This is a genomic window from Shimia sediminis (genome assembly GCF_003990645.1).
Lineage (GTDB): Bacteria > Pseudomonadota > Alphaproteobacteria > Rhodobacterales > Rhodobacteraceae > Shimia > Shimia sediminis.
Genome location: NZ_RYZK01000017.1, coordinates 17,624 through 31,508 on the forward strand (window position 1 = coordinate 17,624; position 13,885 = coordinate 31,508).

Annotated in this window: 11 protein-coding genes; 9 read left to right on the plus strand and 2 right to left on the minus strand. The window is 62.1% G+C overall.

Going from position 1 to position 13,885, the window contains the following annotated elements; all coding sequences use genetic code 11:
• Positions 1–24 precede the first annotated feature (24 nt).
• The 9 genes from EK369_RS20630 to EK369_RS20670 all read left to right on the plus strand — a co-directional run bounded on the left by EK369_RS20630 (position 25) and on the right by EK369_RS20670 (position 11,557).
• A complete protein-coding gene (locus tag EK369_RS20630) occupies positions 25–945 on the plus strand; it encodes a D-alanine--D-alanine ligase (RefSeq protein WP_235871501.1) in 921 nt (306 codons plus the stop codon).
• Entirely contained in the window at positions 912–1,808 is an 897-nt protein-coding gene (locus EK369_RS20635; RefSeq protein WP_127116170.1) for a cell division protein FtsQ/DivIB, read from the plus strand. The genes EK369_RS20630 and EK369_RS20635 overlap by 34 nt, the downstream gene beginning before the upstream one ends.
• On the plus strand, positions 1,805–3,139 hold the full coding sequence (ftsA, locus tag EK369_RS20640; RefSeq protein WP_127116171.1) for a cell division protein FtsA: 1,335 nt from the start codon (positions 1,805–1,807) through the stop codon (positions 3,137–3,139). Before EK369_RS20635 ends, ftsA begins: the two co-directional genes overlap by 4 nt.
• A 93-nt stretch (positions 3,140–3,232) precedes the next feature.
• Complete coding sequence (locus EK369_RS20645) at positions 3,233–3,922, plus strand: methyltransferase domain-containing protein (RefSeq protein ID WP_127116172.1); 690 nt, start codon at positions 3,233–3,235, stop codon at positions 3,920–3,922.
• Positions 3,923–4,286: 364 nt separating this feature from the next.
• The gene (gene ftsZ, locus EK369_RS20650; RefSeq protein ID WP_127116173.1) at positions 4,287–5,900 is read left to right on the plus strand and encodes a cell division protein FtsZ; all 1,614 of its coding nucleotides are present in this window, start codon (positions 4,287–4,289) and stop codon (positions 5,898–5,900) included.
• Positions 5,901–6,122: 222 nt separating this feature from the next.
• On the plus strand, positions 6,123–7,043 hold the full coding sequence (lpxC, locus tag EK369_RS20655) for a UDP-3-O-acyl-N-acetylglucosamine deacetylase (protein WP_127116174.1): 921 nt from the start codon (positions 6,123–6,125) through the stop codon (positions 7,041–7,043).
• Between the two features lie 221 nt (positions 7,044–7,264).
• On the plus strand, positions 7,265–8,122 hold the full coding sequence (locus EK369_RS20660) for an outer membrane protein assembly factor BamD (RefSeq protein ID WP_127116175.1): 858 nt from the start codon (positions 7,265–7,267) through the stop codon (positions 8,120–8,122).
• A gap of 24 nt (positions 8,123–8,146) precedes the next feature.
• Positions 8,147–9,793, plus strand: coding sequence for a DNA repair protein RecN (recN, locus tag EK369_RS20665; RefSeq protein WP_127116176.1), 1,647 nt, complete (start codon positions 8,147–8,149; stop codon positions 9,791–9,793).
• A 75-nt stretch (positions 9,794–9,868) separates the two neighbouring features.
• The gene (locus EK369_RS20670; RefSeq protein WP_127116177.1) at positions 9,869–11,557 is read left to right on the plus strand and encodes a chloride channel protein; all 1,689 of its coding nucleotides are present in this window, start codon (positions 9,869–9,871) and stop codon (positions 11,555–11,557) included.
• 82 nt (positions 11,558–11,639) lie between these two features.
• On the opposite strand, the gene EK369_RS20675 is transcribed toward EK369_RS20670, so the two are convergent.
• Both EK369_RS20675 and EK369_RS20680 read right to left on the minus strand, forming a co-directional pair.
• On the minus strand, positions 11,640–11,984 hold the full coding sequence (locus EK369_RS20675; protein WP_127116178.1) for a DUF427 domain-containing protein: 345 nt from the start codon (positions 11,982–11,984) through the stop codon (positions 11,640–11,642).
• A gap of 81 nt (positions 11,985–12,065) precedes the next feature.
• On the minus strand, positions 12,066–13,871 hold the full coding sequence (locus tag EK369_RS20680) for an aminopeptidase P family protein (protein WP_127116179.1): 1,806 nt from the start codon (positions 13,869–13,871) through the stop codon (positions 12,066–12,068).
• Between the last annotated feature and the right edge of the window lie 14 nt (positions 13,872–13,885).

Below are 13,885 nucleotides of genomic sequence, written 5' to 3' on the forward strand. Positions count from 1 at the left end.
AAAGGTCCGGATATTTGAGGCACAGTGGGTATGTCGAGCAGGACAAGCCCCAAAGTGGCGGTATTGATGGGTGGACCCTCGGCGGAGCGCGAGGTGTCGCTTACGTCAGGGCGTGAATGCGCAACCGCGCTGCGGGACGCAGGGTACAACGTGGTTGAGGTCGACGCGGGCCTCGATCTGGTTGCGCGCCTGAATGAGATCAAGCCGGACGTTTGTTTCAACGCGCTCCACGGTCGCTGGGGTGAAGACGGCTGTGTGCAGGGCATGCTGGAGTGGCTGGGCATTCCCTATACCCATTCGGGCGTATTGGCCTCGGCGCTGGCGATGGACAAGCAGCGGTCCAAGGATGTGTTCCGCGCCGCCGGGTTGCCCGTGGTCGAGAGCCTTCTTGCGCCGCGCGACGAGGTGAAGGCGCGTCATGTGATGCCGCCTCCTTATGTGGCCAAGCCCAACAACGAAGGCTCATCCGTCGGGATTTACATCGTGCATGAGGCGGCCAATGGACCGCCGCAACTGTCCGATGACATGCCGGACACGGTGATGGTCGAGACCTATGCGCCGGGGCGCGAGATGACGACCACGGTGATGGGCGACAGGGCGTTGGGGGTGACGGATATCATCACCGACGGCTGGTATGACTATGACGCCAAGTACAAAGAGGGCGGATCACGCCATGTGATCCCCGCCGATATCCCCCAAGAGATCACCGACGCCTGTCTGGACTATGCGGCGCGCGCGCATCGGGCGCTGGGGTGCCGGGGTGTCAGCCGCACCGATTTTCGCTGGGACGAGGCGCGCGGGCTGGAGGGGTTGATCCTGTTGGAGACCAACACGCAGCCCGGCATGACGCCGACCTCGCTGGCGCCGGAACAGGCGGCGCATCTGGGGATGTCCTTTGCCGAGTTCTGTGCATGGATGGTGGAGGACGCCTCGTGCAACAGGTAGCGGCAAGATGTGATCCGGCCCCGTCAAAGTGGGCGTGGCGCTATCAGCGGCTGATGCTGACGCCGCTGTTCCGGCTGTTCCTGCGGGTGTTCCTGCCGTTTCTCATTGTCTTTGCCATGGCCGGTCTGTGGCTTGCCGATCAGGACCGCCGTGACCGGCTGGTGATGATCGTGAACGACGTCAAGACCAGCGTGGTCACGCGGCCCGAGTTCATGGTCAACGTCATGGCCATTGATGGCGCGAGCATCGGCATTGCCGAGGATATTCGCGAGATCGTGCCGATTGATTTCCCGGTAAGCTCGTTTGATCTGGATCTCGGCCAGATTCAGGACCGGATTGCCGAGTTGCCTGCGGTGGCGACCGTGACCGTGCGGGTGCGCCCCGGCGGCATCATGCAGGTGACCGTGGCCGAGCGTGATCCGGTGATCCTGTGGCGCACGCGCGAGGGGTTGGATCTGGTGGACGAGCAGGGATTTGTCGTGGCGCAGGCTCGCACCCGTCAACTGCACGCGGACATGCCGTTGATGGCGGGCGCGGGGGCCGAGAACCACGTCGCCGAGGCGCTGGAGATCTACGCTGCCGCCGGCCCGCTGACGCAGCGCATGCGCGGCGTGGTGCGCGTGGGCGAGCGGCGCTGGGACGTGGTGCTGGACCGGGGGCAACGCATCCTGCTGCCCGAGGTGGGCGCGGTACAGGCGTTGGAGCGGGTGATTGCCCTGAGCCAGGCACAGGACATGTTGGCACGCGATATCGTGACGGTGGACATGCGGTTGGCAGACCGCCCGACGATCCGCATTTCAGAGCGCGCCGTGGAAGAGTGGTGGCGTATTCGCCAGATTGAGGTTGGAAAGACAGAAGAATGATCGAGCTATATGAATTCCAGCGCGCCATGCGGAACATGAGAAAAGCAGCCATGCAGCGCGGTGTTGTGGCCGTGCTGGACGTGGGCAGTTCCAAGATCGCCTGCCTTGTGCTGCGCTTTGACGGCTCGGACCGGCTGGCCGAGGTCGAGGGCATTGGCCCGATGGCCGGTCAGAGCGGGTTCCGGGTGATTGGCGCCGCCACCACGCGGTCGCGCGGTGTGAAGTTCGGCGAGATCGACGCCATGCAGGAAACCGAGCGCGCCATTCGTACCGCCCTGCAGGCGGCGCAAAAGATGGCGAACATTCGTGTCGATCACGTGATCGCCTGTTTCTCAGGCGCGGAACCGCGCTCATATGGATTGGCGGGGCAGATCGACCTGGAAGGGCATATTGTCACCGAACAAGAGGTGGCGCGGGCGTTGTCGGCCTGTGACGTGCCGGACTTTGGCATGGGACGCGAAGTGCTGCATGCGCAGCCGGTGAACTTTGCCCTCGACAATCGGTCTGGGCTGTCGGATCCGCGCGGTCAGATGGGGCAACAGCTGGCGACGGACATGCATATGCTGACGGTGGATGAGACGGCTGTGCAGAACCTGGCGCAATGTGTGAAGCGCTGTGATCTGGAACTGGCGGGGATCGCCTCGTCGGCCTATGTGGCGGGTCTCTCGGCGATGGTTGAGGATGAACAGGAGCTGGGTGCTGCCTGTATCGACATGGGCGGCGGCTCGACCAGCCTGTCGATTTTCATGAAAAAGCACATGATCTATGCCGATGCGGTGCGTATGGGCGGAGACCACGTGACCAGCGACATTTCCATGGGGTTGCAGGTGCCTGCCGCAACGGCAGAGCGGATCAAGACGTTTTACGGCGGGGTGCATGCCACGGGCATGGACGACCGCGAGATGATCGAGCTGGAAGGCGACACGGGCGACTGGGAACACGACCGGCGCACAGTGAGCAGGGCAGAGCTGATCGGCATCATGCGGCCTCGGGTCGAGGAAATTCTGGAAGAGGTGCGGGTGCGACTGGATGCGGCGGGGTTCGAATACCTGCCGAGCCAGCAGATCGTGCTGACCGGCGGTGGCAGCCAGATTCCGGGGCTGGATGGCCTGGCCTCGAAGATCCTGGGCCAGCAGGTGCGGCTGGGACGTCCGATGCGCGTGCATGGTCTGCCGCAGGCGGCGACGGGGCCAAGCTTTGCCAGTGCCGTGGGCATGTGCCTCTTTGCCACCCATCCACAGGACGAGTGGTGGGACTTTGACCTGCCGGTCGAGCGCTATCCGGCACGGTCGCTGCGCAGGGCGGTGAAGTGGTTCAAGGAGAACTGGTAAGCACGGCCCAACCGACCCGAAACTGATGTTCAATGTTGGTTGGAAGTCACCTCTAACCTCGTGTAGGGTGCTCAAAAATTAAGGAAGTTCGCCATGGGCCTGACCAGATTTCTCAACAAGTTGATCGCACCAACCGGCAAAGTCATCGTGCTGAAAAAACACATGGAGATGGTGTATCAGCACGACTATCAGGGCGGCTACGAGCAGTACCGAGATGTCCAGATTGCGGCCAACAAAGAGAAGTTGGGGAATCTCTGGGCGGACGAGAAGACATTGTCGCGTGTTGTCGACGATTTGAAGGCCCGTGGATTGGGTGCCACCGGAATATGCCATGGTGCGCGCAATGGCTATGAGGTGGAGTTTTTCAGGACTGCCTTGAAAGCAGAGGTTATCGGGACCGATATCTCCGAGACCGCAACGCAGTTTGATCACATGATTGTTTGGGATTTCCACAAGGAAAATCCGGACTGGGCCAATAAGTTCGATTTCGTCTACACCAACTCGCTGGATCAGGCGATGGAGCCTGATCGCGCGCTGCGCTCTTGGGCGAAACAGCTGCAACCGAATGGCCGTATCTACATTGAGCACACGCTCGCGCATTCTGCTGCGGGCGCCGGAGAGATGGATCCATTTGGCGCACACCCCATGGTAATGCCCTATTTGTTCTTCAAATGGGGGCGGGGGGCCTATGAATTGGACGACATTCTGGAACTTGAGTCCAAGGCGAACAAAGACATTAAAGTTTGGTTGTTTGTTCTCAAACCCTCGGGCGACGCCGAATAGGCAATTTCAGGCGGTTTAGATTGATTTGGGGGTGACGCCGCAGGCGCAATCCCCTAAAGTTATCCACAGCCGCCGAACACAGGCGGGCCAGGTGGGCCGGGCAGTGGTCTCTGGACATGAAAATCGAATCCCTCACATGCAATGCCTGTGGGGTTTCTGTCGTTGTGGTGGTGTCCGGCCATGTGGCCCCCAATATCTGTGGTGATGGGCGAAATGCTGCGAATTGTGGCGTAAATATGGCCACATATCGTTGCCACATGTGCTTTTTTTCGTGACGATTCCAATGGCCTGCGGTAATACTGGGGGTAATTGGCAGTAAATGCGCCCGCATAAGTGGGCCGAAAATAACAGACAGGCGGATATTATGACTCTGAATCTGACGGTGCCCGAGCAGGCTGATCTGAAGCCCCGTATCTCGGTTTTTGGTGTTGGTGGTGCCGGTGGCAACGCTGTGAACAACATGATCGACAAAGAGCTGGAAGGCGTTGACTTTGTCGTGGCGAACACGGATGCGCAGGCGCTGCAGCAAAGCAACTCGAAGAGCCGCATTCAGCTGGGTGTGAAAGTCACCGAAGGTCTGGGTGCAGGCGCGCGGGCCACTGTCGGCGCAGCCGCCGCCGAAGAAAGTATCGAACAGATCGTCGACCAGCTGGCGGGCGCGCATATGTGCTTTATCACCGCTGGCATGGGCGGCGGCACCGGAACCGGTGCTGCACCGATCATCGCCCAGGCCGCGCGCGAGCTGGGTGTGCTGACCGTGGGTGTTGTCACCAAGCCTTTCCAGTTTGAAGGCGCCAAGCGGATGCGTCAGGCCGAAGAGGGCGTCGAAGCCCTGCAAAAGGTCGTTGACACGCTGATCATCATTCCCAACCAGAACCTGTTCCGTCTGGCCACCGAAAAGACCACCTTTACCGAGGCGTTCAGCCTCGCGGATGACGTGCTGTACCAGGGTGTCAAAGGCGTCACGGACCTGATGGTGCGCCCCGGCCTGATCAACCTCGACTTTGCCGACGTGCGCGCCGTGATGGACGAGATGGGCAAGGCGATGATGGGCACCGGCGAAGCAACCGGTGAAGATCGCGCCATTCAGGCGGCGGAAAAGGCGATTGCCAACCCGCTGTTGGACGAAATCAGCTTGCGGGGCGCCAAGGGTGTTCTGATCAACATCACCGGCGGTCACGATCTGACCCTGTTCGAACTGGACGAAGCCGCCAACCGCATTCGCGAAGAGGTGGACCCGGACGCAAACATCATCGTCGGCTCGACGCTGGACGAAGGTATCGAAGGCGGCATGCGTGTCTCGGTGGTTGCCACCGGCATTGATGCCGCAGACGTTCAGGTCGACATTCCGGTACGCCGCCCGATGCGCGCGCCGCTGGAAACCCACGTGCTGAAAGAGCCGGTCGAAGAGGTTGCAGCCACAGAGGTTGTCGCCGAGGTCGAAGAAACCCCAGCTGTGGCCGAGGTCCAAACCCAGGAACCAATGCTGTTTGGTGAGTTGGACGCCGAGCGCGCCGCCGCCGAGGACCAGATGGAAGACATCTTTGACGAGCCGCACATGGCCGCTCAGGATGATCTGCCGCCGCCTGCTTATCAGCCCAGAGTTGCGCCTTTCCCGGCCCAGACCGAGCTGTATGAAGAGGATGAGGTGGAAAGCTATGTGGCCCCCAAGCCTGCACCGCTTGGCACCCCGTCTCCGGAAGTTCTGCAGCGTCTGAAAACCGCTGCGGGCAAGGCGCCTTCGGCACCTCAGCGTCCCGAAATGGTGGAAGAGCCACGGGCAGACGAAAAGCGCGGTGGATTTGGTCTGAACTCGTTGATTGGTCGGATGACCGGCCACGGTGAAGCGCCACGCCCTGCGGCACAGCCGCAAATGCGTCAGCAACCTGCGGTACAATCGGCCCAACTGCAGCCTGAAATGGACGAAGAACAGGATCGTATCGAGATCCCGGCCTTCCTGCGTCGCCAGGCAAACTGATTTATGTAAGAACTGTAACATATGTTACAGAAAAAGGGCCGCCCGCGAGGCGGCCTTTTTTGTTTTAATTCAGTGGGTTAGGCGTGTTTTGGCAGGGTTTTGCCTATCTGTGTCCTGCATGTTTCATGCGGTTGTAATGTTTGAGTTGAGATGCGGGAGGCAGTGTTTTACCTCCATGGTGCGGCGAGGCATGGGGACCCGCCGCGTCAGTTGGGGAACAACGTGCAGAATACGGTAAAACAATCTGTTCATTTCACGGGCGTGGGCCTGCACTCCGGCGCGCCGGTACGCATGACCATTCAGCCTGCCTCGGCTGATTATGGCATCTGGTTCCGTCGGACTGATATTCTGATTGGTGATGCGATGATCCCGGCACGCTGGGACGCCGTGGAACAGACCGCCTTGTGCACCCGTATCGTGAACGCCGCGGGCGTGTCCCTGTCGACCATCGAGCATATCATGGCCGCTTTGGCCGGCACCGGCGTGCACAATGCGCTGATCGAGATTGACGGTCCCGAAGTGCCGATCCTTGATGGCAGCGCGGCCGAGTTTGTGCGGGCCATCCTGGAAGCCGGGCTGGTGGCGCAGCATGCCAAGGTGCGCGCGCTTCAGATCCTTAAGCCGATCACGGTGCGTCGCGGCGAGGCGCAGGCCACGCTGACCCCTGCTGATGGGTTGCAGATTGATTTCCACATCAACTTTGAAGATGAAGCCATCGGCGTGCAGGACAAGTCGCTTGCCATGTCGAACGGCACCTTTGTACGCGAGCTGTGTGACAGCCGCACCTTCTGCCGCAAGGCGGATGTGGATGCGATGCACGCCAATGGGCTGGCCTTGGGTGGATCGCTTGAAAACGCCGTTGTTGTTGATGGCGAAGAGGTTCTGAGCCCCGGCGGCTTGCGCCACGACGACGAGGCGGTACGCCACAAGATGCTGGATGCGCTGGGGGATCTTTATCTGGCAGGCGCGCCGATTCTGGGCCGGTATACCGGCATTCGCGCGGGCCATGCCCTGACCAATGAGTTGCTCTGCGCGCTGTTCGCGACACCGGGCGCGTTTCGGGTTGTGGAATGTGATGCGGTCACCGCCGCACGCCTGCCCGGCGTAGGGGTGCATCTGGCGGAAATGCCTGCGGTCGCCTGATCCCGTCCAGACCCTTGAAACACGGTGACATTCCTATTGACCGCGCGGAAATTTCCGGGCGGTTTTGCTGTTCTGGCCCGAACAAAACTGGGCAAGGCAGGAATATGCCCGGCAAGATGAACGAAAACCGACCAAAGGCGTTTTGCACCGCAATTTTCTGTGCTAACAGCTTGGGAAAGGACCGTGGATAGCGGCCCGAAGGGAATAAGAGGTTGTGCAGCATGTCAGCAGGCATCGGTTCGCGTGGCAAAATTCTTGGTGCAGTTATGGCCGTGGCAATTGTGGCTGCCTGCGGCAACTCGACCTCGGAAAAGGTACGCCGTGGCGAGATCCCGATGGAGAACTTCACCGCTGAGCAGATCTATGAGCGGGGCGAGTACGAGCTGAACCGCAACAAGGGTGAGGATGCGGCGTTCTTCTTTTCGGAAATCGAGCGGCTTTATCCCTATTCCGAGATCACCAAACGCGCGCTGATCATGCAGGCCTTCTCGTTCCACAAGGCGGCGATGTATGAAGAAAGCCGTGCGGCCGCGCAGCGTTACATTGATTTCTACCCGGCAGATGACGATGCGGCCTATGCCCAGTATCTGCTGGCGCTGAGCTATTACGACCAGATCGACGATGTGGGGCGCGACCAGGGGCTGACGTTCCAGGCGCTGCAGGAATTGCGCAAGGTGATCGAGGTTTATCCCAAGAGCGACTATGCCAAGTCTGCGAAGCTGAAGTTCGACCTGGCCTTTGACCACCTCGCGTCCAAGGAGATGGAAGTTGGCCGCTACTATCTGCGTCGGGATCACTTTGGCGCGGCGATCAAGCGCTTCCGTGTTGTGGTCGAGGATTTCCAGACAACCACCCACACGCCCGAAGCGTTGCACCGTCTGGTCGAGGCTTACCTGTCGTTGGGGCTGGTTGCCGAAGCCCAGACCGCTGGGGCGATTCTGGGGCACAATTTCCGGTCATCGGAATGGTATGAAGACAGCTATGGTCTGCTGACCAGCAAGGGGCTGTATCCCAAGGAAGAGGGCGACAATTGGCTGAGCGACATCTATCGCCAGACCATCGAAGGCGCGTGGCTCTAGGCCGAGGGAGGTCACGAGGCACGCATGCTGCGATCGCTTGATATCCGGGACATGTTGATCATTGATCGGCTGGAGCTGACGTTCCAGCCGGGTCTGAATGTGCTGACCGGGGAAACCGGGGCAGGCAAGTCGATCCTGTTGGATTCGCTGGGGTTCGTGCTGGGCTGGCGCGGGCGCGCCGAGTTGGTGCGGCAGGGCGCGGAGCAGGGCGAAGTGGTTGCGGTGTTCGATCTGCCCGAGGGCCATGCGGCGCATGGCGTTCTGGAAGAGGCCGGCCTGCCGGGTGGTGACGAGCTGATCCTGCGGCGGGTGAACGCGCGCGATGGCCGCAAGACGGCCTGGGTCAATGACCGGCGGTGCTCGGGCGAAGTGTTGCGGTTGCTGTCGGAAACCCTGGTAGAGCTGCATGGGCAACATGATGATCGCGGGTTGCTGAACCCGCGCGGGCACCGGGATTTGCTGGATACCTTTGGCGTACTTGAGACACTCCGCAGGGATGTGAAGCAGGCGTGGGACAGGCTGCGCGGCGCCCGCAAGGCGCTGGCGGCAGCGCGGGCGGCGATTGAGGCGGTGCGCGCGGAAGAGGATTTCCTGCGTCATGCGGTCAGCGAGCTGGATGCGCTTGACCCTCAGCCCGGCGAAGAAGCCGAGCTTGATTCCCGTCGTCGCCTGATGCAGGGCGCGGAACGGGTGCGCGAGAGCGTGGGCCGCGCACATGGCGCGCTGGGGTCGGACGGGGCCGAAGGCGCCATGGGGGACGCTCTGCGCTGGCTGGAAGAGGCCGTGGAAGGCACAGAGGGTCATCTGGAAGCCCCTCTGGCGGCCCTTGAGCGGGCCTTATCGGAGCTGGGTGACGCGGTGGACGGGGTTGAACACTGTCTACAGGCGTTGCAATTCAACCCGATGGAATTGGAAGAAGTTGAGGAACGGCTGTTCGCCATCCGGGCCCTGGCGCGCAAACATGGGGTCATTGCCGATGAGCTGGCGGGATTTGCCGCCGAGCTGCGCGACAAGTTGCAGGCGCTGGACGCCGGCGCCGAACAGATTGGTGATCTGGAAGCAGAGGTGACCGCCACCGAGGCCGACTATGACGCCAGGGCCAACGCCTTGAGCACGGCCCGCAGCGAGGCGGCCGGGCGGCTGGATCAGGCCGTCAGTGCCGAGTTGGCGCCGCTCAAGATGGAGCGCGCGGTGTTTCAGACCGAAATCACCAGTGCGGACCCGGGCCCCGAAGGCCGGGACATGGTGGCCTTTACCGTGGCGACCAATCCGGGCGCGCCGTCGGGACCGCTGGCCAAGATCGCTTCGGGGGGGGAACTGAGCCGGTTCCTGTTGGCGCTGAAGGTCTGTCTGGCGGGGGATGCCAGCGGGCTGACCATGATCTTTGACGAGATTGACCGCGGGGTCGGGGGGGCAACCGCCGACGCCGTGGGCCGCAGGCTGGCGGCATTGGCCGAGGGCGGGCAGGTATTGGTGGTGACGCACTCACCACAGGTGGCAGCGCTGGGTGGGCACCACTGGCGCGTCGAAAAGCGGGTGGCGGATGAGATGACCCTGTCCAATGTCGTGGCGCTGGGAGACACAGAGCGGGTGGATGAGATCGCCCGCATGCTGTCGGGTGACACGATCACTGACGAGGCGCGGGCAGCGGCACGGTCACTTTTGGGGTAGGTGCGGGCTAAGTCTTTGCACTCATGCAGGAAAAGGCGTAGAGCTTAATCCAGCAACCTTTTCCGGCGAAGCCCCATGGCGAATTCCATCCGATCCTTTTTGAAGGACAGCGCGAAGGAAGCGGCAGACACCTGCCGTGGCGGCTGGCATGTGCTGGTCGAAAAGGGACCCTCTCAGTTTCAGTTCTGGCTGATCAGTCTGGTGATCGGGGTTTGTGCCGGGTTTGCCGCATTGTTTTTCCGCAAGGGCATCGATTGGATTCAATCAACGCTACATGGCACCGACGACCTGACCCATCTGCACAGTTTTGCCGGAGGCCTGCCGTGGTACTGGCTGGTCATCATTCCCACCATCGGCGGGTTGATCGTGGGCGTGATCCTGCACCGGTTCACGCCGGATGGGCGGGTGCGCTCGGTGGCGGATGTGATCGAGGGCGCGGCGCTGCGCGAGGGCCGTGTCGAGCGCACGGCGGGGGTGGCCTCGGCCTTTGCCTCGCTGATCACGTTGAGTTCCGGGGGATCAACCGGTCGCGAAGGGCCGGTCGTGCACATGGCGGGGGTGATCTCGACCTGGGTCAGCAACTGGATCCGCGCGGATGGCATCACGGGGCGTGACCTGTTGGGCTGTGCTGTGGCCGCGGCTGTCTCGGCGAGCTTCAACGCGCCGATTGCGGGGGCGCTGTTCGCGCTTGAGGTGGTGTTGCGGCATTTCGCGGTGCATGCCTTTGCGCCGATCACCATTGCCGCCGTCTCGGGCACGGTGATCTCGCGGCTGGAGTTTGGCAATGTGACCGAGTTCCATCTGCCCGACACGACGCAGTTGCAATTCTATCAGGAGCTGCCTGCCTTTCTGATGCTGGGCGGTGTCTGCGGCTTTGTCGCCGTGGCGCTGATGTGGACGATTTTCTGGTCTGAGGACATGGCCAACCACATTCAGGACCGCACCGGCATGCCGCGCTGGCTGCGCCCTGCGATTTCCGGTGCCATGCTTGGCGGGCTGGCGATCTGGTTCCCGCATATCATCGGCGTGGGGTATGAGACGACCTCGGCCGCGCTGACCGGTGAGTTGTTGTGGCATGAGGCCATCGTGTTCTGCGTGCTGAAGGTCATCGCGGTGTCGATCACCATGGCGGGGCGCATGGGGGGCGGCGTGTTTTCCCCGGCGCTGATGGTGGGGGCGCTGACGGGATTGTCCTTTGGGCTGATTGCCACCAGCGTGTTCCCCGAGGTGTCGGGCACGGTGACATTATACGCACTGGCAGGCACGGGCGCCGTGGCGGCGGCGGTGCTGGGTGCGCCGATCTCGACCACGTTGATCGTGTTCGAGTTGACGGGGGACTGGCAGACCGGGCTTGCGGTGTTGGTCAGCGTGTCGATTTCGACCGCGTTGGGGTCACGGTTGGTGGATCGGTCGTTCTTTCTTACTCAGTTGGAGCGGCGCAACGTGCATGTGGCAGCGGGGCCGCAGGCCTATCTGTTGTGCATGTTCCGGGTGGCCAGCGTGATGCGGCCCAAGGAGCACCCGCGTGCGGCCTCGGAAGAGACGTGCTGGGAGTTGATTGAGCAGGGCATTTACATCGACGGCAATGCCACGCTGGAAGTGGCCATGCCGATGTTCGACAAGGCCGGGTTGCAGTTCATTCCGGTTGTCACCCTGGGTGGAGAAGGCGAGCCACCGGAGCTGTGGGGGGCGCTGCATCATGTGGATGCGCTGAAGGCCTATAACCGCGCCCTGGCCGCAACCGCGGCGGAAGAGCACAGCTGAAGCGGAGGGGCGCTGCCCCTCTTGGCCCCAGGGGGCCAATTCACCCCGGGATATTTTTGGCCAAAAGAAGTTTGGGCGCGGTTCAGATGCGTTCCACGGCGACAGTGTCGTCGGTGTAAAAGGCAAGGTAGCCCTCGATCCGGGCGACGTCCGGGTTGGGGGTCTCATAAGACCAGACCTTGTTCTCCAGTGTCCGGCTCTTGGTCACGATGGAGAAATAGCTGGCATCCCCTTTCCAGGGGCAATGGGTGCTGTGGTCGCTGCTGTCGAGAAACGCCATGGCGATGTCTGCGCGGGGGAAGTAGATCACCGGGGCGTGGTCGCCTTCGCTGAGTTCCAGCGCATTGGTGGTTTCACCCAGGATGGCACCACCGGCGCGCACTGACCAGGTGCCCTCGGCTTTGCGAATTGTGATCTTTGGTGCCATGATTGTGTCCCCCTTGAGTGTCCGCCCCGTTTTGCTCTGACCATGTGACAGGCACATGTCAGTGTGCGCCCCCTGAGAGCGTCAAAGCGGCGCGGTGGCGCGATCCAACCATATTTGCACGGTCTTGGCCAGCCGTGGGGACAACAGCTGACGACACGTCGCATGGTAGCTGTTGATCCAGTCGATTTCCTGGGGGCTGAGCAGGTCGAGGTCGATCAGGCGACGGTCGATGGGGCACCAGGTGAGGTTGCGGAAGTGCAGCATCTGGCGGTGCTCATCGCCGCCGGGCAAGGCGGGGGCCTCTTCCACGGCAATCAGGTTCTCGATACGGATGCCAAAAGCGCCGGGGCGGTAGTAGCCCGGTTCATTTGACAGGATCATGCCAGGCTCCAGTGGCACGTCCGAGAGACGGCTGAGGCGTTGGGGCCCCTCATGCACGCAGAGGTAGACGCCGACGCCATGGCCCAGCCCGTGGTCAAAGTCCTGTCCTGCCTGCCAGAGGGGCAGACGTCCGACGGCCTCGATATGTTGCCCGGCCAGCCCCTTGGGCCAGCGCAGTTCATGTATCGCGATCATGCCTTTCAGGACGCGGGTAAAAGCGGCTTTTTCCTCGGCACCCACGTCGCCTACGGGCAGGGTGCGGGTGATGTCGGTGGTGCCGTCCTGATACTGGCCGCCACTGTCGAGCACGACGAGGTCGCCGGGAGCGAGGGGGCGGTTGGTCTCATGCGTCACACGGTAGTGCATGATCGCGCCGTGGGGGCCGGTGCCCGCGATGGTGTCAAAGCTGATGTCCAACAGTGCATTGCTGTCGCGGCGGCAGTGTTCCAGCCGCGTCACGAGGTCAATCTCGGTGATGCCTGTTGTCGCGGTGTCGTCATACCAGGACAGAAAGTTGCACATGGCCGCCCCGTCGCGCAGGTGGGCCTCGGTCGTGGCGGCAATCTCAGCGTGGGATTTGCGCGCCTTGGGCAGGGCGCAGGGATCTTTGCCAAAGGCGATCCGGACCTTGTTGACCGCGGCCAGTTCCCGGATCCATTCCGGCGCGCTGGTCTTGTCGAGGCGCAGGGTGCCGTTGCTTTTGAGGATCTGGGCCTCGAACTGATCGACCGGTTTGATCGTGACCTCCGGCCCGAGGTGCCTGCGCACCGCATCATCCAGCTTGCGGTCATCGATGAAAAGGCTGACGAGACCGCTGTCATAGAGAAGGGCAAAGGCGTGCGGCACCGGGTTGCGGGAGATGTCCGAGCCGCGGATGTTCAAGAGCCAGGCGATGGAGTCGGGCAAGGTGAGAACCGCGGCCGAGTGACCCGCCTCGCGCAGCTCTGCCGCAAGGCGCCTGCGTTTGCTGGCGTGGTCTTCGCCGGCAAGCTCGGAGGGGTAGACGCTGACGGGGCCAACCGGTGGCGCGGGCTGATCGGACCAGATGCGTCCCACCGGATCCTCGTAAGAGCCAAGGGTGATGCCAGAGCCTTCCAGCGCGCGGCGCAGGTCTTCGATTTCCTTGATGGTGTGGAACCACGGGTCGATGGCTATCTCGCCGCCCTCGGGCAGGTGTTCACGCAGCCAGTCGGCCAGTTTGATCTCGGGCCAGTTCACAGGCGTGAAATGATCCAGATCCACCTGCGCGCGCACCTGTTCGCGGTAGCGGCCATCGACAAAGACCCCCGCAATGCCAGGCAGAACGGCGCAAAACCCGGCTGAGCCTGTGAAGCCTGTAAGCCAGGCAAGCCGATCGTCACATGCGGCGACATATTCGCCCTGATGGGCATCGGCGCGCGGCACCAGCATGCCCTTGGTGTTGCCCTTGCCCAGATAGGCACGCAAGGATGCCAGACGTTCGGGCCCCTTGGAGGGATCGGAGGTGGTCTCAAAACTCTGGAACATGGGGCCTCTCACAC

What these genes read in the sequence shown, in the direction of transcription:
- EK369_RS20635 (WP_127116170.1), top strand. Translation starts at nt 912, where the DNA reads ATGGATGGTGGAGGACGCCTCGTGCAACAGGTAGCGGCAAGATGTGAT.
- EK369_RS20670 (WP_127116177.1), top strand. Translation starts at nt 9,869, where the DNA reads ATGGCGAATTCCATCCGATCCTTTTTGAAGGACAGCGCGAAGGAAGCG.
- ftsA (WP_127116171.1), top strand. Translation starts at nt 1,805, where the DNA reads ATGATCGAGCTATATGAATTCCAGCGCGCCATGCGGAACATGAGAAAA.
- EK369_RS20660 (WP_127116175.1), top strand. Translation starts at nt 7,265, where the DNA reads ATGTCAGCAGGCATCGGTTCGCGTGGCAAAATTCTTGGTGCAGTTATG.
- EK369_RS20680 (WP_127116179.1), bottom strand. Translation starts at nt 13,871, where the DNA reads ATGTTCCAGAGTTTTGAGACCACCTCCGATCCCTCCAAGGGGCCCGAA.
- ftsZ (WP_127116173.1), top strand. Translation starts at nt 4,287, where the DNA reads ATGACTCTGAATCTGACGGTGCCCGAGCAGGCTGATCTGAAGCCCCGT.
- EK369_RS20675 (WP_127116178.1), bottom strand. Translation starts at nt 11,984, where the DNA reads ATGGCACCAAAGATCACAATTCGCAAAGCCGAGGGCACCTGGTCAGTG.
- recN (WP_127116176.1), top strand. Translation starts at nt 8,147, where the DNA reads ATGCTGCGATCGCTTGATATCCGGGACATGTTGATCATTGATCGGCTG.
- EK369_RS20645 (WP_127116172.1), top strand. Translation starts at nt 3,233, where the DNA reads ATGGGCCTGACCAGATTTCTCAACAAGTTGATCGCACCAACCGGCAAA.